Source organism: Rhizobium sp. P38BS-XIX (genome assembly GCF_012641435.1).
In the GTDB taxonomy this organism is placed as follows: Bacteria; Pseudomonadota; Alphaproteobacteria; order Rhizobiales; family Rhizobiaceae; genus Rhizobium.
The window spans coordinates 41,108-60,588 of record NZ_JABAIJ010000010.1 but is presented as its reverse complement, the minus strand read 5'-3'; the positions used below and the strand labels follow the sequence as shown (position 1 = coordinate 60,588).

The following is a 19,481-nucleotide window of genomic DNA, read 5'->3' as shown; positions in this document are numbered from 1 at the left end:
AGGATCTATCCTTTTCGACTATTGAGGAATTTGAGATGAGACGCGACCCAACGCAGGATCATCACGCCGACGAGAAGCAGGCCCCAGACGGCGGTTGCCAGATGCTGGTTGGCTCCCAGCAGGTTCAGCCCGGAAGACAGCAGCTGCAGGACGACGAGAGCCAGAAAAACCGGCAACACCCGGCCAAAGCCGCCAAATGGATTAATGCCGCCGAGGAAGCACGCGAGAACCGTGATCAACAGGTAGGATTCGCCGTGACCAACACGCACCGAATTGAAGCGCGCCAGCATGATGATGCCGGCGACGGCGCACATGGCGCCTGACAGCGTATAGACGAGCACGACGACACGACGGGTGCTGATCCCCGAATATCGCGTCGCCTCGATGTTGGAGCCGATCATGTAGGTGTTGAAGCCGAGCTTCGTTCGCGTCAGCAGCACATGCCACAATCCGACACAGACGATGAGAACAATCAGCGGCACGGGGATGCCGAGCACGGACCCGTGTCCCAATGGCTGGACGAAGTCCGGAAACCCGGAGACATCGCCTCCCCGCGTCAGGAATTCGCCAAGCCCGCGTACGAAAATCATCATGGAGAGCGAAACGAGAATGGGATGGGCGCGGGTATAGGCAACGACCAGACCCATGATAACCCCTGCCGCCGCGCCGACTGCAACCGCACAGACACATCCCAGCGCGAAGGCGGCGGGCGTTGCGTCGATGCCGCCGTTCGCCTGAAGGACCCAGGCAACGGTCAGCCCGGCGATATTCGCCGTAAAGGTAATCGCAAGATTGAGCCCTCCCGTCAGAATGGGAAGGAGCATGGCAAGCGTCAGCAACCCAAGCTCGGGAAGCTGGAAGGCAACCGATCCGAACGTTGCCTGGCTCAGAAATTGCGGCGAGGCGATCGAGAAGAAGATCACGACCGCGATCAAAGATACAAGCGGCCCCGCCATTTCGGCGCCGAAGCGCTTCTTGAAGCTTTCGACAATCGTGCTCATGGCCTCTTATCCCTCGCGCCGAGAAAGGGCATCAGTCGGTCGATGCGCGTGTTGGAAAGGGTGATGGCGATGAGAATGATGGCGCCGATGATCATCTTGAAGGCAAAGGGTGAAATGCCCATGAGGTTCAAGCCGTTTTGCGTGATAGAGATCAGCATGACGCCGAGTACGCAGCCGAGCACTGTGCCCTTTCCGCCGCCAAGTCTCGCGCCGCCCAACACGACGGCTGCCAGCACATCGAGTTCGCGGCCATAAAGGGCGTTGGGCACCACCTCCTGGGCGTAATGCGCCTGGACCAATCCACCGATGCCGGCCATCAGTCCCAGCCAGCCAAATGCAATGAACTGCATGGCGGCGATATTGATGCCGAAGCGCCGGGCTCCTTCCGGATTGTCGCCGAAGGCATAGAGCTGACGGCCGATCGTCGTGCGGCTGACGAGCACCCAGGTCGCGATGACGCACAGCACCATGACGAGAACCGGCAGCGTGATCTCGATCCAGTTTCCATCAGGCATCTCGTGCTCGAACAGCACGACCTTCGTCGTCAGCCAATCTGGCAGATCGTAGATCGACACGCCCTTGGTGAAGAACATCAAAAGCCCGAAGAAAATGTTGAACGTCGCGATGGTCGCCACGATCGAGATGATGCGGAATTGGTGGATCAGAAAGGCGTTGAGGCAGCCGAGCAGGATGCCGAGCGATCCCGCAATGAGCAGCCCTGACATCCAGCTGCCTCCGCCGATCGCCCCCAGCGCAAGCGCGGCGAGATACTGAACGACGGACGCGGCAACCGCAAAGGAGATGTCGATGCCGCCGGCAATCAGCACGACCAGCAGACCGACGGCGAAGATGATGTTGACCGCACTCGTATTCAGCAGATCGAAGGTGTTTTCGAGCGAGAAGAAATTGTCCGTCGCAAATGACAGGAAAATGCAGATGAAAGCGATGACGCCCAGAAGCGAGCTTTCGGTCGCGTGGGTTCGGATGAAGCTACGCATAAACAGCCGCCTCGATATCCTGGAGGGAATTTTGACGGGGATCGAAGGCTCCGACGATCCTGCCCTGTTTCATGTGCAGTACCCTGTCGGCATTGAAATAGACCTCCGGCACCTCATCGGAAATCAGGATGATCGCCAGACCCGTTGCCGCCAGCTTGGCGACGATATCGAAGATGCCGGCGCGCGCGCCGACATCGACGCCGACCGTCGGCGCATCCAGGATCAGAAGTTTCGGGCTGGTCGCCAGCCATTTTGCGATGGCGATACGCTGCTGATTGCCGCCGGAGAGTGTCGAAACGGCATCCTGCTGCTGCCCGATCTTGACGCCCAGTTCCCGGATCCAGCCGGCAACCAGCGTCTCTTTCTTCTCGTCGGACAGGAAGCCGCCAGCCTGGATCTTCGGTAACGAAGCGATCACCAGATTGTCGGCGATCGATTGCGGCTGGATAAGGCCGAGCGACAGACGATCTTCGGAAAGATAGGCGACGCCCGCCTTGATCGCATCGCGATTGGAGGAGAATTCGACCTGCTTGCCATCGAGGGTGATCGTGCCTGCATGCGGGCGCGTCATGCCGAAGAGGGCAAGCGCAAGTTCGGTTCTTCCGGCGCCCAGAAGGCCGGTAATGCCAAGCGTCTCACCTCTTTTGACGGTGAGCGAGATATCCGCAAACTGGCCGTGTCGGGTCAGCGACCGCACGTCGAGAACGACCGGCTGATCGTCCTTGGGCGCGGCCCGGACGTGATTGTCGAAATTCTTGCCGGTCATCAACTCGGTGATGCGGGATTGGGTCATGCCGCTTGTCGGGTAAACACCGACCATCGCGCCATCGCGCAGCACGGTCAATCGGCTTGAGATCTCGAGCACTTCCGCAAGCCTGTGACTGACGAAGACGACGGCCACACCCTCGGCGGACAGAGTGCGAACGATATCGAGCAAGTGATCGGTTTCGGATTGCGTCAGCGAAGCGGTGGGTTCGTCCATGAAAACAATCTTCGCTTCTCCGACGAGTGCGCGAGCGATCGCCACGATCTGCCGCTGAGCGATCGCAAACTCCTTGAGTGGCAGATCGACATCGAAGGCCACGCCCAGCCTCTTCAAGGCGTTGATCGCAAGACTCCTGATTTTCCTGTAATTGACGAGGCGCGGCCAACGGCCGAGCACGGTCTGAAAGGCGATATTTTCCGCTACGCTCATCTCGGGAAAGAGAGCCAGATCCTGCCATATGACCTGGATACCCTTCTGCTGCGCCGTGACGGGCGACATGTGGGAGTATGTCTCGCCGTCATATTCGATCTGTGCCCCCGGTGCCGGGCGATAGACACCTGTGATGATCTTGATCAGCGTGCTTTTTCCGGAGCCGTTTTCGCCGGCAAGGCAGTGAACTTCGCCCGGGCGCACCTCGAAGGAAACGTCCTTGAGTGCCCTCACGCCGCCGAACGTGATGTTTATGTCTCGCAAGGAGAGCAGCGGTCTGGTGCCGTCGCTTGCGATTTCAGCCTGAGACATGCGCGTATTCCCGCCAGGTTCATTTGGTCACGGACGAGCCGGGCCGGCCGTAGCCAGCCCAGCCTGCCGGGAGGAAACGCTTGAGCCTTAAAGGCCCATGGCCGCCAAATCGGCAACCGTATCCTTGTTGATCTGCACGAGTTGATCGACGATGATATTGTGGTTTTCGTAGTCCGGATGGACGACACCGAGACCTTCGATCGTTTCACCGTCCTTGATCTTTTCGCCCTTCATTAGCTTCTGAGCGAGCGTCACGAAGACTTCGCCAGCCTGCTTCGGATTCCACATGAAGCCGCCGGAGATCGCGTCGGATTTCAACAGTTTCTGCCCCTGGCCGGGAGAGAACGGGCCGAGCACGAAGATCTTGCCGATCTTGCGACGCTCTTCGACGGCACGTCCCGCGCCAATCGGTCCCTGGCTGCCGAACGCGAGGAAGCCTGTGAGGTTCGGATGGGCTGATATCAGGTCCAATGCCGTGCTGCGGCTCTTGTCGACATCCTCGGCAACGCCGTAACGGTCGCCGACCAGCTTCATATCCGGATAGTTCTTCTTCAGATAGGCAATGGCAGCATCCGCCCAGGCATTGTGGAGAGGCACGGTCAGCGAGCCGACAAACACGGCATATTCGCCCTTGCCGCCCATCTTTTCGGCCAGCAATTTACCGTAGGCCTCGCCAAATCCCTTCGAGGATGCGAGTTCGAAATCCCAATCGGCGCCTTTCTGGCTGGGCGATTCATGGGTGATGACGATAATGCCTTTTTCCCTGGCCTTGCTTAGAACCGGTTCCAGCACCTTGGCGTCATTCGGGACGACGCCGATCACCTTCACGCCCTGAGCAATCAGATCCTCGATGGCGCGCACCTGCAGCGCCGGGTCGGCGCTCGTCGGGCCGATCATAGACGCATCGACGCCGAGTTTCTTGCCCTGCTCCTTGATGCCGGCTTCCATTGCGTTGAACCACGGAATGCCGCCGATCTTGACGACGACGCCGACCTTGCCGGTCTCCTGCGCGAAGATAGGCGAAGCGGTGGCAAGCGAAAGCGAAGCCGCAAGCGCAGCTACAATAAATTTCCTCATGATGTCCTCCACTGGTCCCCGATCGGGAACGCCCGACGTCTTGTTGACGTCCTCCTCCAGAGCATGGGTAGCGTATGATGCCCGCTTCCCTTCGGCGGCCGTCTCCTCAAACGGCCCCATCAACCTGCACAATCGATATTTCTAAGTTGCACAATCGATGGTGCAAATAATATCGACTCGAATTATTCTTTCGTCAAGAGGCGTCGGAAGATAAGAAACATGCGAGGAGAAGCGCATGAAGAAAGACAGCAAGAAAAAGGCCACCATTTACGACCTGTCGGTCCTGTCCGGCAGCTCGGCATCGACGGTCAGCGCCGTGCTGAACGGGACATGGCGCAAGCGTCGCATCAAGGAAAGCACCGCCGAACTAATCCGAGGTCTTGCCGAGGAGCATCAATACACAGCCAATCAGCAGGCGCGCGGCCTGCGCAGCTCCCGCTCGGGTCTCATTGGCCTGATGCTTCCGGTCTACGACACCCGTTATTTCTCCTCGATGGCGCAGACCTTCGAGGCGCACGTGCGCCAGAGAGGCCAATGGCCTATCGTCGTCAGCTCGCTGCGTGATCCCGAAGAAGAGCGCCAGATGGCGGAAAGCCTCGTCTCATACAACATCGACCAGCTCTTCATCTGCGGCGCAACAGACCCCGACGGCGTGCACGCGGTTTGCGAGGCAGCCGGCCTGAAGCATATCAATATAGATCTGCCGGGAACCAAGGTCGCGTCGGTCGTCAGCGACAATTATCAGGGCGGCCGGATCCTGACGGAGGCGATCATCCGCCAGTTTTCCGCCGACGATCCCCTGAAACCGCAAGAACTGTTCCTGTTCGGCGGAAAGGACGACCACGCCAGCCGCGAACGCATTCGCGGCTTCAAGGACATGAAGCGCGAACTGCTGGGGGGCGACTTCGACGCATCCATACAGCCGACGGGATATTCGCCCAATATGGCGCGAATTGCCTTTGAAAATTTCTTCGAGAAGAACACCCGCCTGCCCCGCGCGCTTTTCGTCAATTCATCGATCAATTTCGAAGGCCTTCTGCGCTTCATGGCGGCGCATCCGACGGAAACATTTTCCGACCTTGTGGTCGGTTGCTTCGATTATGATCCGTTTGCATCCTTCCTGCCCTTTCCGGTGCTCATGATGCGCCAGGACGTAGAGGGGATGATCACGAAGGCTTTCGAGCTGATCGAGCAGCCGCACGCCATGCCGCAGATCCACCTGCTGCCGCCGCAGCTCGTCTCGCCACGAACGGCATTACCCGGCCCGCTCGATGGGATTAAGGACGCGGGCTAAACATCTGTGGATCGACGGCGCGCCGAAGCGCGCACTCAGCCATTTCCGAAACAAATTGCCCTTTTGAATCTCGTTCAGTTCCGTTTCAGGCAGCAGTGATACGAAGTGCTCGTGCGCCACTTACGCCCCCAACTGTAGTGTCGCACAAGGCGCCCAAAAGGCTCCCGCTCTGCCTTGTTCGCGCAAGGCAGAGCCTTTACTTTCAGGGCCGAGCCTCTTCCGCTCGCTGAATCTAAGAGCCGTCCACCATATTTTCCATCAATATTGCTGGTTGACAAAGCCCGACACGCAACCATGTTTCGGCTCGCCGGACATGACCTTTGGCTGCTGCCCGAACGGGAGGCTTTCCTGAGGTCGGCGGCTTTGTAGGACATAGGAGAAAGATCATTTTCGCGCGCATGATAGTTTGTCTGTGCCTGCTCTCCACGGCAGCCCTCGCCGCTGACAGCAAGCCCTATTTCAACTCCCGCTTCAATTATCAGATCGACCTTCCATCGGAACTGAAGACCGTTTCGGAAGCTGACAATGGAGACGGCATCACTTTGGAATCCGCCGACGGCAAGGCCAAGCTGGCAGTCTGGGGCGCCTATATCATGCAGGATAATTTCAAACAGGAAAGCGATAGCCGCCATACCTACTATGTGCATGACGGCTGGAAACTATCTTACGAAAAGCATTCTGCAACCTGGGCAAGCTTTTCGGGCAGCCTGAAAGATCGCATCCTTTACGTGAGACATATCGTGCTGTGCGACGACGCAATCGGCATGTTCTCGATCGAATACCCGAAAGCCGAGCAAAAGCACTACGGCGAAATCGTCGACGGGCTCGTCAAGAGTTTCAAATCCGGCGGGAAATGCCAGTAAGGCGATCGCCGCTCTCAAGCTGCTGCGTTTGAACCCGTCGTTTCAGCGAAAGGACGGGACATCATCCGCAAGCTATGAATGGCTACGACCGGCTCAGGCGGCCGGGCTTTCTCGGCCGGAAAGTGCCTCTTTCACCGCCAGCTCGGCCATAGCGAGAGCTGCCTCGCGCGTTTTGGCGGCAGCAATGAAGCGGCCATTGTGGCAAAAGCTTGCACCTTCCACGCCGCATGCCTTTTCCAGGTCGCCGTTGCTCAGGCCGGCCCAGGCTGCGGGCAGATCCGCACGCAGCTCGAAGCCCTCCTCGGCACGGCGAATGCCGGTCAGGCACCAATCCTTCTCACGCGGATGAACGACGAACAACAGATGATCGGCGCCCGCCTTGACGATAGCCGGGCGGAACGGCATGCCCATGGCCAGCTCAAGCACGCGCCCCTCACCCGTTGCCAAAATAGCTTTATGCACGAGGCCCTCGGCACGAAGTTTTGCGGCGATCTGGGCGATCTTTCCTTCAACGAAATGGCGAGCGACCGTAAGCGCGGCGTGAAAGCAGCGATTATCCGCTTCGGGATCGGCCTCGTCAAAGACAGGCTTCAAGGTCTCGAGGAGCGCCGGCAACGTGAGGCCGGCAAGCTGCCCGGCCGTTGCGGGACTGAGAGCGCCGTTGTCGGTCAAATCGATGGGCAGGACGAAGCTCTTGTCAAAGGAAGCATGCACGGCGTCGAGATGTGCCTCAGGAATACCAAGGGCTGCGAGATAGTCGCGGCCGTAATGTTTCCAGATCAATCCGAACGAGCTGTAGGGCTGCTCATCCGGTCGCAACGGCGCGCCGCGCTGATGATGATCGAATATCCGTTCGGCCGCGTTATATTGGCCGCCGACATCATAAACGATGCGGTCCGTGCCTGGCGCGATCCATTCCGGCGCCCTGCTGCGCACGATGCGGGCCTGCGGGAAAAGCCGCGTCAGGATCACGCTGGACAGCACCTCATCGGCATGGAAGCCACCGGAATGGGTGACGAGAAAATCTATGGTCATGCCGATATGCGCCTTGTCGTTCGCGATGAGCCTTTTAGTCGGCCTCAGATAGCTGCTGTTGGATGTCAGCTCAAGCCGCCATTTGCTTATTTGCCCAGGCAGGCCGGGCACCCCGTAGCATGTAAAGTTCCAGCGCATAATTGAAAATTGTGCGTTCAAAACGTTTGAAATAACAGGCTTTCTCCCAGCACAGAAATGAGCGCTGCGATGGCGTCCGCCACATCATCGATGGGGAGAGATGGCCAAGCGTAGCGTCCTTGTATTCAATGTCCTCGATCTTAGTTCGAATGAGGAGCCGGCGGCATCGGAGCGTTAAACCAGTGCTCGATCCAAATTCCTTCCGGATTGCTGTTCGGAACGATTTTAGCGAGCGTCTTGAATGGGCTGCTGGCCTGGCTCGCCTCGGGTGCCCGCGTCAGTCGAAAGACCTCCTGCATGTACGGCTGGAATGTCGTGTGAGCGATCGTATTTTTCAGATAATAGGTCCACATCACATGCGAGGCATCGGATTTATTCTCCGTTGCGACATCTGGTGAAGAATAGCTGACCTCCTTGCCCCAGGTGCCGGACACTCCAATCCCACCGCCCAACGCAGCGCCTTGAAAGCCTATGTTGCCGGAAACCGTGACGCTTGTGCTGCTGGTTGTCGTCGTCTCGCCCTCCGTGGTCGAGGGGCTGCTAACGATGACCACCGGGGCCACGTCGCCGGATTGTTCAGACCAGACATTGAAATCATACCACCGCATCGTGGCGGGAGCATCGCCGCAACTGAATACTGCTTGATGAGCCAGGTAATAATAGTCCCAAAGATTATTCGAACTATCGAGGCACGATACCGGTATGGCGATGTTAGTCACCGTGTAGGTCGAGGGCGAACCCTGGCCATCGACAAAATGCGATTGGGTGAAAACATCCGTTACGTTCTGAACTTCCTTCATGAAATCGACAGGATCGATGGAAGCATTGAGCAACCGCGCCGTGGCAACAGGCGCCTTATTCAGATCGACAGCCGGCCAGCGTGATTCGGCATCGTGCAACACGGCCGCCAGTTGGCTCACTTGATGCGCATTTCCAATATCCGTCTCGTCACGAGTCCAGTTACCAGCTTGCGCGGGCGCGGCATTCAGGTTCTGCGTTACCGCAAGCATTGACGCCTGACGCATAGGCACCGCCAAAGTCGTCTGACGAAAACCACCATTGCTATCGCGTTGAACAATCCACGCGTCGATAATCTCTACTGGATCGGCGCAAGGAGAAGGTTGGCCGACACCGTGCAGAAACGAAAATGCGGCAGCGATGATATCGGCGTTTGAAGGGTGAAGAACGGTAATCGATTTGCCAGCATCATAAGCTTGCTTCACAACCGCCTTCTCGTCATCGGATAGCGACGATACGCCGTTTGCGCCGAGAACGAAGTTCTGCGTCATGGACTGCGGATCGGACCAAGACGCGGCGGAAATGTCTGACAAATACGTCGCAAGTCGCCCTGTAAGCTCCCCAACACGGGCGGCCGGTAGGGCTTTTACCGTGGTGCCGCTTGCGCGGCTGATCGTATCGACGGCACTATCACTCAACGTTGCTGCGCGATTTTCGCTTTCCAGGTCCTGCATCGATATTCCTCGCTTTGCGGAGGCAACAAGCGCCATCCAAGATTGTGACAAAGCGAGGATAAGAGCAGCTTCTGGTAACGTCGCCGTCCATTTTTGATCAGCACGCATCGCACCTAGTTGCCTGCGGATCACGCGTAATAATCAACGTCTGTTTTGAAACGGCCATAACAGGACACCGCCGGCGAAGAGGGCAAGCCAAACCAGAAAGGGTTGCAGCGCTAGGCGTGGAACATGGTAACCCCATGCCCACGCTGAATGATCGGCGGCCCCAAGGCTGTCTAGCGCGTGCTTGATATTCGCGGGAAAGACGCAGACAGCATAGAGCGCCAGCCCGATCGCAGCAGATTTGCGCAGCGCCGGGAAGAAAAGTCCCAAAGCACCGGTGATCTCGCATAGTCCCGTCAACAAAATGACTGCCTCGGGATAAGGTACCCAGGACGGCGTGATGCTTAGAAACGGCTTGGGCAACGCAAGGTGAAGAACGCCGGCGAGACCATAGAAGACGGACAACACCGGACGTATACGTCGCCGCCATGTTTCAACCTTTGCCATCGCCTGCGATCCGCTTTTCCGTGATTTTAGCGACGGCCGACAAATTCGTCTTTTTGCCCGCCACATGCTCGATAGCGGCGATTGCGAGATCGCTGGCAACATAGTCGGATTTATGCCCGAGATTGTGGATCATGATGAGCCGCGCACCCTTTATGTTTCTGGCGAGCTGCTTCGCATGAACCTCGGGGGAAACAACCTCGTCTGCATCTCCGCTGATGATGACGGTTGGCTTCGCAATCTTGCGATAAGCCGGCGAAGCTTTTTCCGCCCAATCGCTGAGCGCAGCAATTTCCTGTGCATTTCGCCGGAAGGTTCTTGGTCTCAGAGCCTGCATCGCCCGTGTCTCTCTAAGATAGTTTGACGGTCGATTATTGGGTTCGAAAACCGACTTTGTCGCCTGATCGATCGCGAGCAGCCCCATGGGCGGTACTATGAGCGTACTAAACAGGTTGCCGGTCAGGGGAACGCTGGCGGCATTGTAGTACCACGCAACGCCGCCTTTCCATGGATAGACGGCAGGCGAGAGAAAGACGAGACCGGCGACCATTTCCGGGTGACGAACCGCCAGCGCGGCCGCGATCGCGCCGCCAAACGAATGGCCGACAATGATTGCCTTTCGAATACCGCGCGCATGCATCAGGCGCGCGATCGCATCGGCCTGCCCGTCCGGCAGGATATTTTCGCTCCCGCCGAAATCGGATTGTCCATGGCCGGGCCGGTCGACGAACAACAGTTTTGCCCTTCCCTGCAGCAAACGCCGGAAAGAGAACATCGGATCATAGAGACTGGTGCTTGCTCCATGAAGGAAAACGATCGGCGGCAGATCCGCCGCCCTGCCCGGTTCGATCAGGACGCTGTTGAGCTTGAAGCCGCCGACATCGATGCGAACCGGCTCATCATCACCGGCCCGGCTGGCAGCAGTGCCGGCAAATACCGCAATCATGACGAATGCAACAAGACGGATAGGACGGAACAAGGCAATGGGCATGTGACCTCAATAAAGCCTGACCCGGCGGGTCACCTGATTTTTAGTGAATACGCGCGCGACTGACGACTGGTTTCATCGGATGTGAGAAATCGACTTTGAGCTGACGGCCGCCGGCCAGAACGCCGGCGTCCGTTCGGTAATGAGAGCCATTGTAAAAAAGCTGATGGCGTTCGGAATAAAACGCAAAGTGCGGTGTCTACGCTTCTGAACTCGTCGAGAAGATCAGGAGCCTAACATGACCGCCTTCCTTCACAGCACACGCATTCTGCTGACGACATCTCTTCTTTCCATCATGTCCGTGCCGGCCTTTGCCGACGACCAGGCCGCTCACCAACATACGGCAGCGCAGACATCAGAAGAGGCGCCGTACCTTCAGGAAAACGACGCGGCCATGACGAAGATGATGGACGACATGGCCGTCAAGCCAACCGGTGACGCCAATCGCGACTTCGTCGAGATGATGATCCCCCACCATCAGGGCGCCATCGACATGGCCGTGGCCTATCTGCGCTACGGCAACAACGAGCAGCTGAAGCGTATCGCGCAGGAAATCATCGTCGATCAGCAACAGGAAATCGCCGCCATGCGCATGGCACTGGGCGACCCACTGCCCGCATCGACCGCCGCGCCGACACAGGCCGATCCGAATGAGGCGGTCGCCAATCCGAACACCAGCGAGAAGACCTCATCCGGCGCACCGGCCATGCGGATGATGATGAAAATGGCCAACTGAAGAGGACCGCAATATGAGACCGAAGCTTAAGATCCTTGCTCTACTTGCAAGCACCGTGCTTTTCCCCGCAGCTGTCTTTGCGGGCCAGGCGCCCGGCTCGGCGAGCGATCCCGACATTCCGATCAGTCACAAGGATCGCATCTATGCTGCGGAGCAGTTTTCCAACACGGTTTCCGTGTCCGATCCGGTCGACAACAAACTCCTCGGCGTCATCAAACTGGGCGATCCGCAGCCCGGCAACCTGAGCCCCCTCTATAAGGGACAGGTTCTCGTTCACGGCATGGGCTTTTCGCCGGATCACAAGACCCTGGCTGTCGTGTCGATCGGCTCCAACTCCGTCACCTTCATCGATACGGCAACCAACGCCGTCAAACATACGACCTATATCGGTCGTTCGCCGCATGAGGCCTTCTATACGCCGGATGGCAAGGAAATCTGGGTGACGGTGCGCGGCGAAGACTATATTTCCGTGATCGACGCAAGCAGTTTCGAGGAAAAGACCCGCATCAAGGTTGCCCCTGGCCCCGGCATGCAGATTTTTTCGCCGGACGGCAAATATGGCTACATCTGCTCCTCGTTCAACCCGGATGTCGCGGTGGTCACCGTCGCCGATCACCAGATCGTCGGTCATGTGAAGCAGGAAAGCCCGTTCTGCCCCAACATTGCGGCCTCCGCCGACGGAAAGCAGGTATGGTTCACCCTGAAGGACATCGGCAAGACCCAGGTCTTCAACGCACAGCCACCCTTCGATCTGATCAAGACCCTTGATAGCGGACCGATCACCAATCACGTCAATCTCGTCGTCAACAGCAAGGGCAGCTTCGCCTATGTGACGGTCGGCGGCCTGAATGTGGTCAAGGTCTATCGGACCGACAATTTCGAGCAGGTCACGACCATTCCCGTCGGCAATCTTCCGCACGGCATCTGGCCGTCGGGCGACGGCACGCGGGTTTATGTCGGGCTTGAGAATGCCGACCAGTTTGCCGTCATCGACACGCTGAGCAATAAGGTCATCGCCAATATTCCGATCGGTCAGGCGCCGCAGGCTGTCGCTTATGTCCCGAATGCCGTTCCAGACGGCGATGGCACGCAGAACCTCGTTCCGCTCGGAACGGCCGGAGATGCATCTCATCTCAAGCTCGCAGCCAAGGGCGACAAGAAACCTGTCTCCAGCGTCACTCTCTTCAACCAGGGACTGACGCAGGTCTTGCAGGCGGCCGTGGCGGGGCTTGATCCCAAGAAGCCTTATGTTCTCGCCCTCGCGGAAAAGCGCGATGGCAGCGGCGAGCTTCAAAGTCTCGCATCCTTCGTGACAAATCCGGCCGGCTCGGCGATCGTCAACGCCGTCGGTCCGATCCGGCAGATCGTCGAAGCCAAGCACAAGGACGAAAAGCGCTATCTCGTGGTGACGGCTTTCGGCACCGACGGCAAGCCTGGCGAGGTTGTGCAGATACAGGCGGATTGACACGAATCGGCCCGCTCTTTCAGGGCGGGCCATTTACGAGGTAACATGCGTCATGGATGACCTACTGGCTCAGGTCGAACCGCTGATCCCGGCACTGCGGCGTTATGCGCGCGGCCTGCTTCACGACGTCGTCACGGCGGATGACCTGGTCCAGGATTGCCTGGAACGGGTGATCACTCATTGGCACCGCCGACGCAACGACGACGCCCGCACATGGGTCTTTGCAATTTTGCACAATCTTGCCGTCAATCGCCTCAGGCAGGCCTCCAGGCGCGGCCAGCACATCGCCATTGAGGATGTCGGCGAGAATTTGCTGGCAAGACGAGCCACTCAGGAAGACGGGCTGGTGGGAACCGAGATCATGTCGGCGCTACAGCAATTGCCCGAGGAGCAATGCAGCGTCATGCTGTTGATCTCGGTTGAAGACCTTTCCTATGCTCAGGTCGCCGAGGTATTGGGAATTCCGATCGGAACGGTCATGTCGCGGCTGTCGCGCGGACGCGAGCGCCTGAGATTGATATTGGAAAATCCTGCCACCGGCACGAAACAGGGATCGCATCTGCGGAGGGTGAAATGACCGAGAGGCCGATAACCGAGGACGATCTCCACGCCTATGTCGACGGCCGGCTGGACGAGGCGCGCAGTGCCGAGATATCAACCTATCTGGAGAGGCATCCCGAGATCGCCGATCGCTTTGCCTCCTACTCCGTGCAGCGGGGCGAGCTGCGCTCCTTTTTCGACACGGTGGCCGAAGAACCGGTTCCGACCCGATTGAATCTCTCGCATCTGGTCACCGCCTCGCGCCAAAAGACCGCTTTCTCATGGCGACTTGCCGCGGCAGCGGTCATCCTTTTGTTCGCCGGCGGCTCTGGCGGCTGGTACATGCATGATCAGATGGCGCCCGCCAGTGAAGGTGTCGCCGCCCTTGCTCGTGAAGCGTCCGAGAACTATGCGACCTATGCGTCCGACACGATCCGGCCGGTCGAGCTTCGCGCCGAGGATGTGCCTCAACTGTTGGACTGGGCAAGCCAGCGCATGGGGCACAAGCCCGTCGTTCCCGATCTGTCGAAATCCGGATACCGGTTGATGGGTGGCCGCGTCGTCTCGACGCCGCACGGCGCCGGTCTCATGTTGATGTACGACAATGATCGCGGCACCCGCCTGGTGATGCTGACACGGCCGATGATCGTCGATCAGACGCGGACCATGACGCCGCATGTCGAAGGCAAGGTCGGCAGCTGGAGCTGGGCATCGAATGGAATGGGTTACAGCCTCGTGGGCTCGCTTCCCTCGGATGCGCTGCATCCGCTTGCCGATGACATTCGCCAGCAGCTTCCGGACCGGGCATGATCGAACGCGGAAATGACCATCAGCCGCGGCCACGCTCCACTTGCCTGGCAACGCAGGCACTTTGGGACCGAATAGAAGGACAATGCCGTGATCTGCCATACCTGCGCGTCCGAACAGCCGGAAGCCATCGTTCAGGGCGGCTCCTATCTGTTGCGCTGCGGAGCTTGCGGCGAACACATGGTGGCCACCTCGTTCATCGCAGTGTCGAACACGGATGGAGAATTCTCGGCCTATTGTGATCCCGGATACGGACGGCCGCCGGCGCCTGAAGCGCGGATTGCCCGTGGGCCGTTGCGAGATATCTCGGCCACCGTTCTCGCCGAGACGGATCGCGGCACGATCGTTCTTCTGATAGCTGAGACACAATAGGTTCAGTCATCGCGGTCTGCACCAAAGCGATCCTAAAGCTTTTTACTCCCGTACCTCCAAATTCCGTGTCATGATCCACGAAGGGTGAGGGGCGCTTTCCGATGCAGCGGGAAATAATCTGGACACTGGCCTTGTTGGTTCTTCTCGTGGCGAGCGCGACGGTTGGTTCGCTATTGCGCGCGAGACTGCCGGCTCCCCATCGCGGCGGCGAGACGATGGATTTCCTTCGCGTCGTCACGGCACTGCTCGTGACATTCGCTGCGCTCGTCATGAGCCTGCTCCTCGCATCCGAGCTGACGGCATTCACGACCGCTTCCCATGATCGCAATCACTATGCCGCCAGTCTCTCCGAAATAGACCTTTGTTTGAAAAATTACGGTCCCGCGCTGGACAATGAGCGGCAGCTCTTGCGCGGTTATACAGCGGCCGTCATCGCCAGCACATGGCCGGGAGAGCCGCTTCCGCCAGGCGCCGAGCATCCGGACATATCAAAATTGCCATTGACCGGTGAAGCGCCGAAGCTTGGAGACATGCTGAACTCCGTAGGACTTGGCATATTCCATCAGCAACCGACGGATACCTTCCACCAGACGCTCGTCAATCGCTGCAACCAGCTCTACGGCAATCTGACGAATGGACGATGGACCGTCATAGAAGACGCACACGGCTCGCTTTCCACGCCATTTCTGGCAGTCCTTATTTTCTGGTTGATGCTGGTTTTTCTGAGCTTCGGTCTGCAGGCACCGAGAAACCTGCTTGCGGGCTCGATCATCGCGGTCGCAATCATCTCCGTGGCGAGTGTCATGTTCGTCATCCTTGATCTCGATCTGCCCTATGGCGGCCTCTTCGGCATTTCAAGCAGTTCCATGCGTCATGCATTGACCGACATGCTTGCCCAATGAAGGCGGATGAAGCGGTCGACCGGGACCCCTCGGAAGGGAGGACGTTCCGGTGCCCCAGCGCGGAAATCCGATAAGCAAACCTTACGAAAATGTAAGAATAAATTCACATACTGTTCACCTAATCTGGCGCATCTATGAGGTGTAGCGACCATGCTGCGTAGACCCCCAATGCTTGAGAGGTTCGATATGAAAAATCTGGTTCTTGCTTCCGCCATTACCCTGGCTTCCGTCGTCGCCGTCAGCGCGCCTTCGCAGGCTGCTCCGTTCCATCGTCACCACGACTGCGTTGTAAAGACCGTGAAGCACAAGGTTCACGGCCATTGGGTCATTCGCAAGGAACGCGTCTGCCGTTAATTCACGGGCAGAATTGAAATATTCGAGCCGGCCGCCGCCACGCTTCTGGCAGCGGCCGGTTCAACATGAAGATCGGCGATATCTTTGCTCCGATTGCGGAGCCGGCCACCGTGCCTGGAAGCCGCGAGACCGTCCTCCTCGATCGCTCATATGGCTTTGGTCAGCCTCCATGTACGAATCTCATACGGCATGATGTCGGCGTTGCCAGCACGCTGCATCGGTTCCTCGAGGATATTGATCGCACCCGATGCCTGCCATGCAGTAGGCAGGTTCAACTGCAAGCGACCGCGTCGGCCACAAGGCTCATAGAGCCGCAAGACCAGGCCCTCTCCCTCTTCCGCAGGCTTCAATCCCGAAAAGGCAACAGGTATGCCTTCGACCGCGATTGGCGTGTACGTTCCCGCCGAAAGACCGGCCGCCTCAAGAGTGACGAGAGGCTGGTTGAGATCGATCGCCTCTGACAGAACGCCGCCTTGATGCCATGCGCCGTCATGCGGCATAAGCGCGTAGGTAAAGCTCTGCTCACCTTCGTCGGCAAGAGGATCGGGATAGATCGGCGCACGCACCAGGCTCATTCCGATGACATTGTTGCGGGCACTGTGCCCATACTTGGCGTTGTTGAGCAAGGCGACGCCGAAGCCCGGCTCGCTGAGATCAACGAAGCGGTGCGCCACGGCCTCGAACATTGCCTGCTCCCAGGAGGTATTGGTGTGCGTCTGGCGCTCGACGACGCCAAAGGCGCATTCGAAGGTCGCGGTGCGGGATCGTACGGCGACCGCATTGAGGGTTCTCAGCAAGGTACGCCGATCGTGCCAGTCGATCGTGGTCTCGATATCGAGCCGGCGAGCATTTGCTGTCAGCACATACAGCTGGGTAACGGTCGAATTGCGATATCGGTGAACGACGCGGATAACGGCGCGATGCGGGCCCTCTTCAACCAGTGTGATTTCGTCCGGTCGATCGAGGCGAATACCCTTTTCCGCGTAATCGGCATCGACATCCCATGCATCCCAGTTGCGGGGCTTGTCGGCCGGATAGACCCAAAGCTGGTTGGCGGATCCTTCGATCGCCTCGCGTCCGCTTGCCTTGTGAACAAGGCTCGACACCGCACCATCCTTACCGATCACAACGGACAGATGCTCGTTTTCGAGACGGTTGGCGCTCGCCTTGAGCATACCGGCAGGCTTGAGCACGCCACGATCGAAAACAGCGACAGACAGCGGCGCGACGACATCGGCGGTCGCCAAGACCGTCCCATCGGACAGGACCGTTGTCAGCGGCCGCGGCGAAAGCGACGGATTGACGGCGATCACCGCATCCCTGACCTCACCCGCAGGCAGGTTATCCGATAGGCTCTCGAGAGCCTCGGCCTGCTTTGTCTTGGCGCTGTCAATCACTGCATCCAGTTCGCGCTCGGCATCGATATAGACTTCGCGAATGCTCGAGCCCGGCAGGATATCGTGAAATTCATTCTTGAGGACGATGCGCCAGTCTGTTTCCAGGCTCTTCGGTGCGTCGGCGCCCAGCATATGGGCGAGCGAGGCCATGGTTTCAGCCGTGATCAGCGCTCGCTCGGCTTGCCGATGCTTGCGCTTCACGCCACTTTGGCTCGTCAACGTCGCTCGATGCAGCTCGAGATAGATTTCGCCGTCCCAGACCGGAAGATCCTTTTCCTCGGCGATCCGATGTGCCTTTTCATAGTAGCCCTTGACGGTGCCCCAACGCGCTTTCGGGATCGCCGGGAAGTCGCGCAGCTGCACTTCACGCTCGACCATTTCCGGCGTTACCCCGCCGCCGCCATCGCCGTAACCGACGGCCAGCAACGATGTGTCGTGCTCTGTCTTTGCGCGGAAATTCTTCCATGTCGGCACGAAGCAATCCGGCTGAACGAAGCCATTATATCCGTGCATGGGATTGTCGAACGTATGAGTTAGCACCTTGCTGCCGTCGAGCCCCTTCCACCAAAAGAGGTCGGAGGGAATGTGATTGGTCTCGCTCCAGTTTACCTTGATGGTGAAGAAGCTATCGATGCCGCCGAGCCGCAGGATCTGCGGTAGCGCGCCCGAAAAACCGAAGCAATCCGGCAGCCAGCAGACGGTGTGGCGCTGGCCGAAATGCTTTTCAAAATAGCGCTGCCCGTAAAGCACCTGACGGGCGAGGCTCTCGCCGGTCGGCATATTGGTATCCGGCTCGACCCACATGCCGCCGAGCGTCTCCCATTTGCCCTCCTCAACCTTTGTCTTGATCCGCTCCAGCAATTGCGGATCGTCTTCCTCCATCTGCGAGTAGTAATGGGCGGTCGACTGATTGAAGCGGAAATCGTCCGAGCGCTCCATGAGGGACAGCGCGGTGTGGAAGGTCCGGCGCATCTTCCGACGAGTCTCGTCATAAGGCCAAAGCCAGGCCAGATCGATATGGGCATGGCCCGTCAGAAGCAGTTCGCCATTCTGCGGGAAGCGCTTTTGAAGATCCTTCAATTGCGCAAGCAGGCGGTCATACGCCACCGAAGCCGAGCCGCTCTGCTCGTCGGACAGGCCGGCGGGGTTTTGCTCCAGGTCCGGCAATTCCCAGATTTTCTGCTGCATCGGCGCGGTCGCCGTTCGCGCGACATAGGCCGACGTATCCGAAGGCCAGTCGAGGCTGCGCAGCGCCTTTTCGCCGGCATCGATCAGATGCGGCAACACATCATGCCCATCAAGAACGTCGGCGGCCTCGGCAATCTGCCGCAAGAGCAGATGCAATCGATGAACCGGCTCGTCCAGCCAAATCAACCGCGCCCGGTTCAATCTTGGCGCCCGGTTGGGCTCGCCGAAGGGAAACCGCGCCACGCTCTCGGTCGCGATCGAGAATTCCCTGTTCTTGATCGGAAACTCCTGATGATAGGGGTCAAGTCCGAACGCTTCGGTGGTTCCATCGGCATAACGCAGGGTGACAAGGCTCTCTCCGCCGAGATCGAGCTGCAGGCGTGTTTGCGAGAGTGGCCAATCGGCCGGCGTCACGGCCTTCGCTGCGAAATGCACGGTCCCCTTGCGATGCGGCCAATCCTGATGATGGGCGATCGGCTCACCATCAAACGTCCAACTATCGATCACATGACTGTGCCTGTCGCGCCAGTGCGCAAGCTCTGCAATTCGGACTTTCAGACGGTCAAGGCGTTGGGCAATGGTCAGAGACATGGCGGGTCCTATCGCAAAATCGGCCGGGAATAGCGAAGGAGAGACAGTTCGTCGCGAAGACGCGGCAGGAACCATGCTCCGTCTCCTCCCTGCGAGGCATGGCCTTCGTCTTAGATTAAGTAACTTTGTTTTTAGGTCAAGCATCGAAGAAATTTGTTGCGAGAGTTTTGCCGCTGATACACAAGCAACAGATTGCGCAAGGAAGTC

At 58.5% G+C, this 19,481-nt stretch carries 18 protein-coding genes; 9 read left to right on the top strand and 9 right to left on the bottom strand.

The window, feature by feature from the left end; all coding sequences use genetic code 11:
• Positions 1–5: 5 nt before the first annotated feature.
• The 4 genes from HGP17_RS26495 to HGP17_RS26480 form a co-directional block, all read right to left on the bottom strand.
• Positions 6–1,001 (bottom strand): ABC transporter permease, encoded by a 996-nt coding sequence (locus HGP17_RS26495; protein WP_168813551.1) that lies wholly within the window; start codon positions 999–1,001, stop codon positions 6–8.
• Positions 998–1,999, bottom strand: coding sequence for an ABC transporter permease (locus HGP17_RS26490; protein ID WP_168813550.1), 1,002 nt, complete (start codon positions 1,997–1,999; stop codon positions 998–1,000). Before HGP17_RS26490 ends, HGP17_RS26495 begins: the two co-directional genes overlap by 4 nt.
• Positions 1,992–3,506, bottom strand: a complete 1,515-nt coding sequence (locus HGP17_RS26485; protein ID WP_168813549.1) for a sugar ABC transporter ATP-binding protein — start codon at positions 3,504–3,506, stop codon at positions 1,992–1,994. Before HGP17_RS26485 ends, HGP17_RS26490 begins: the two co-directional genes overlap by 8 nt.
• An 87-nt stretch (positions 3,507–3,593) precedes the next feature.
• Positions 3,594–4,583 (bottom strand): autoinducer 2 ABC transporter substrate-binding protein, encoded by a 990-nt coding sequence (locus HGP17_RS26480; RefSeq protein WP_168813548.1) that lies wholly within the window; start codon positions 4,581–4,583, stop codon positions 3,594–3,596.
• Positions 4,584–4,818: 235 nt separating this feature from the next.
• On the opposite strand from HGP17_RS26480, the gene HGP17_RS26475 reads away from it, so the two are divergent.
• Together HGP17_RS26475 and HGP17_RS26470 are read left to right on the top strand one after the other, a co-directional pair.
• Positions 4,819–5,877, top strand: a complete 1,059-nt coding sequence (locus tag HGP17_RS26475; RefSeq protein ID WP_168813547.1) for a LacI family DNA-binding transcriptional regulator — start codon at positions 4,819–4,821, stop codon at positions 5,875–5,877.
• 398 nt (positions 5,878–6,275) lie between these two features.
• Complete coding sequence (locus HGP17_RS26470) at positions 6,276–6,740, top strand: hypothetical protein (RefSeq protein WP_168813545.1); 465 nt, start codon at positions 6,276–6,278, stop codon at positions 6,738–6,740.
• A 93-nt stretch (positions 6,741–6,833) separates the two neighbouring features.
• Here the strand turns inward: HGP17_RS26470 and HGP17_RS26465 are convergent, their stop codons facing one another.
• The 4 genes from HGP17_RS26465 to HGP17_RS26450 all read right to left on the bottom strand — a co-directional run bounded on the left by HGP17_RS26465 (position 6,834) and on the right by HGP17_RS26450 (position 10,880).
• Positions 6,834–7,775, bottom strand: coding sequence for an MYG1 family protein (locus HGP17_RS26465; protein ID WP_168813543.1), 942 nt, complete (start codon positions 7,773–7,775; stop codon positions 6,834–6,836).
• Between the two features lie 278 nt (positions 7,776–8,053).
• Positions 8,054–9,493: a leukocidin family pore-forming toxin gene (locus HGP17_RS26460; protein WP_168813541.1), complete on the bottom strand. Its 1,440-nt coding sequence runs from the start codon at positions 9,491–9,493 to the stop codon at positions 8,054–8,056.
• Positions 9,494–9,526: 33 nt separating this feature from the next.
• Positions 9,527–9,937, bottom strand: a complete 411-nt coding sequence (locus HGP17_RS26455) for a DoxX family protein (protein WP_168813539.1) — start codon at positions 9,935–9,937, stop codon at positions 9,527–9,529.
• Positions 9,924–10,880: an alpha/beta hydrolase gene (locus HGP17_RS26450; RefSeq protein WP_246704239.1), complete on the bottom strand. Its 957-nt coding sequence runs from the start codon at positions 10,878–10,880 to the stop codon at positions 9,924–9,926. Before HGP17_RS26450 ends, HGP17_RS26455 begins: the two co-directional genes overlap by 14 nt.
• Positions 10,881–11,217: 337 nt before the next feature.
• Here HGP17_RS26450 and HGP17_RS26445 point away from each other — a divergent pair, with 337 nt between their 5' ends.
• From HGP17_RS26445 to HGP17_RS26415, 7 genes are all read left to right on the top strand, one after another.
• Entirely contained in the window at positions 11,218–11,658 is a 441-nt protein-coding gene (locus tag HGP17_RS26445) for a DUF305 domain-containing protein (protein ID WP_246704238.1), read from the top strand.
• A gap of 13 nt (positions 11,659–11,671) precedes the next feature.
• Positions 11,672–13,123, top strand: a complete 1,452-nt coding sequence (locus HGP17_RS26440; RefSeq protein WP_168813533.1) for a YncE family protein — start codon at positions 11,672–11,674, stop codon at positions 13,121–13,123.
• Positions 13,124–13,175: 52 nt separating this feature from the next.
• Complete coding sequence (locus tag HGP17_RS26435) at positions 13,176–13,700, top strand: RNA polymerase sigma factor (RefSeq protein WP_168813531.1); 525 nt, start codon at positions 13,176–13,178, stop codon at positions 13,698–13,700.
• Complete coding sequence (locus HGP17_RS26430) at positions 13,697–14,473, top strand: anti-sigma factor (RefSeq protein WP_168813529.1); 777 nt, start codon at positions 13,697–13,699, stop codon at positions 14,471–14,473. The genes HGP17_RS26435 and HGP17_RS26430 overlap by 4 nt, the downstream gene beginning before the upstream one ends.
• An 87-nt stretch (positions 14,474–14,560) precedes the next feature.
• Complete coding sequence (locus HGP17_RS26425; protein WP_168813527.1) at positions 14,561–14,842, top strand: hypothetical protein; 282 nt, start codon at positions 14,561–14,563, stop codon at positions 14,840–14,842.
• A 131-nt stretch (positions 14,843–14,973) separates the two neighbouring features.
• Positions 14,974–15,744: a hypothetical protein gene (locus HGP17_RS26420; RefSeq protein ID WP_246704225.1), complete on the top strand. Its 771-nt coding sequence runs from the start codon at positions 14,974–14,976 to the stop codon at positions 15,742–15,744.
• Positions 15,745–15,930: 186 nt separating this feature from the next.
• Positions 15,931–16,098 carry a hypothetical protein gene (locus tag HGP17_RS26415; protein WP_168813524.1) on the top strand — a complete coding sequence of 56 codons (168 nt, stop codon included), beginning with the start codon at positions 15,931–15,933 and terminating at the stop codon, positions 16,096–16,098.
• 146 nt (positions 16,099–16,244) lie between these two features.
• On the opposite strand, the gene HGP17_RS26410 is transcribed toward HGP17_RS26415, so the two are convergent.
• Complete coding sequence (locus HGP17_RS26410) at positions 16,245–19,274, bottom strand: glycoside hydrolase family 38 C-terminal domain-containing protein (protein WP_168813522.1); 3,030 nt, start codon at positions 19,272–19,274, stop codon at positions 16,245–16,247.
• Positions 19,275–19,481: the final 207 nt, after the last annotated feature.

Bases quoted from the DNA above. Each gene is read 5' to 3' on its own strand.
- HGP17_RS26490 (WP_168813550.1), bottom strand. From the start codon at position 1,999: ATGCGTAGCTTCATCCGAACCCACGCGACCGAAAGCTCGCTTCTGGGC.
- HGP17_RS26440 (WP_168813533.1), top strand. From the start codon at position 11,672: ATGAGACCGAAGCTTAAGATCCTTGCTCTACTTGCAAGCACCGTGCTT.
- HGP17_RS26460 (WP_168813541.1), bottom strand. From the start codon at position 9,493: ATGCGTGCTGATCAAAAATGGACGGCGACGTTACCAGAAGCTGCTCTT.
- HGP17_RS26480 (WP_168813548.1), bottom strand. From the start codon at position 4,583: ATGAGGAAATTTATTGTAGCTGCGCTTGCGGCTTCGCTTTCGCTTGCC.
- HGP17_RS26470 (WP_168813545.1), top strand. From the start codon at position 6,276: ATGATAGTTTGTCTGTGCCTGCTCTCCACGGCAGCCCTCGCCGCTGAC.
- HGP17_RS26435 (WP_168813531.1), top strand. From the start codon at position 13,176: ATGGATGACCTACTGGCTCAGGTCGAACCGCTGATCCCGGCACTGCGG.
- HGP17_RS26445 (WP_246704238.1), top strand. From the start codon at position 11,218: ATGTCCGTGCCGGCCTTTGCCGACGACCAGGCCGCTCACCAACATACG.
- HGP17_RS26410 (WP_168813522.1), bottom strand. From the start codon at position 19,274: ATGTCTCTGACCATTGCCCAACGCCTTGACCGTCTGAAAGTCCGAATT.
- HGP17_RS26485 (WP_168813549.1), bottom strand. From the start codon at position 3,506: ATGTCTCAGGCTGAAATCGCAAGCGACGGCACCAGACCGCTGCTCTCC.
- HGP17_RS26465 (WP_168813543.1), bottom strand. From the start codon at position 7,775: ATGACCATAGATTTTCTCGTCACCCATTCCGGTGGCTTCCATGCCGAT.
- HGP17_RS26495 (WP_168813551.1), bottom strand. From the start codon at position 1,001: ATGAGCACGATTGTCGAAAGCTTCAAGAAGCGCTTCGGCGCCGAAATG.
- HGP17_RS26430 (WP_168813529.1), top strand. From the start codon at position 13,697: ATGACCGAGAGGCCGATAACCGAGGACGATCTCCACGCCTATGTCGAC.
- HGP17_RS26450 (WP_246704239.1), bottom strand. From the start codon at position 10,880: ATGATTGCGGTATTTGCCGGCACTGCTGCCAGCCGGGCCGGTGATGAT.
- HGP17_RS26475 (WP_168813547.1), top strand. From the start codon at position 4,819: ATGAAGAAAGACAGCAAGAAAAAGGCCACCATTTACGACCTGTCGGTC.
- HGP17_RS26415 (WP_168813524.1), top strand. From the start codon at position 15,931: ATGAAAAATCTGGTTCTTGCTTCCGCCATTACCCTGGCTTCCGTCGTC.
- HGP17_RS26455 (WP_168813539.1), bottom strand. From the start codon at position 9,937: ATGGCAAAGGTTGAAACATGGCGGCGACGTATACGTCCGGTGTTGTCC.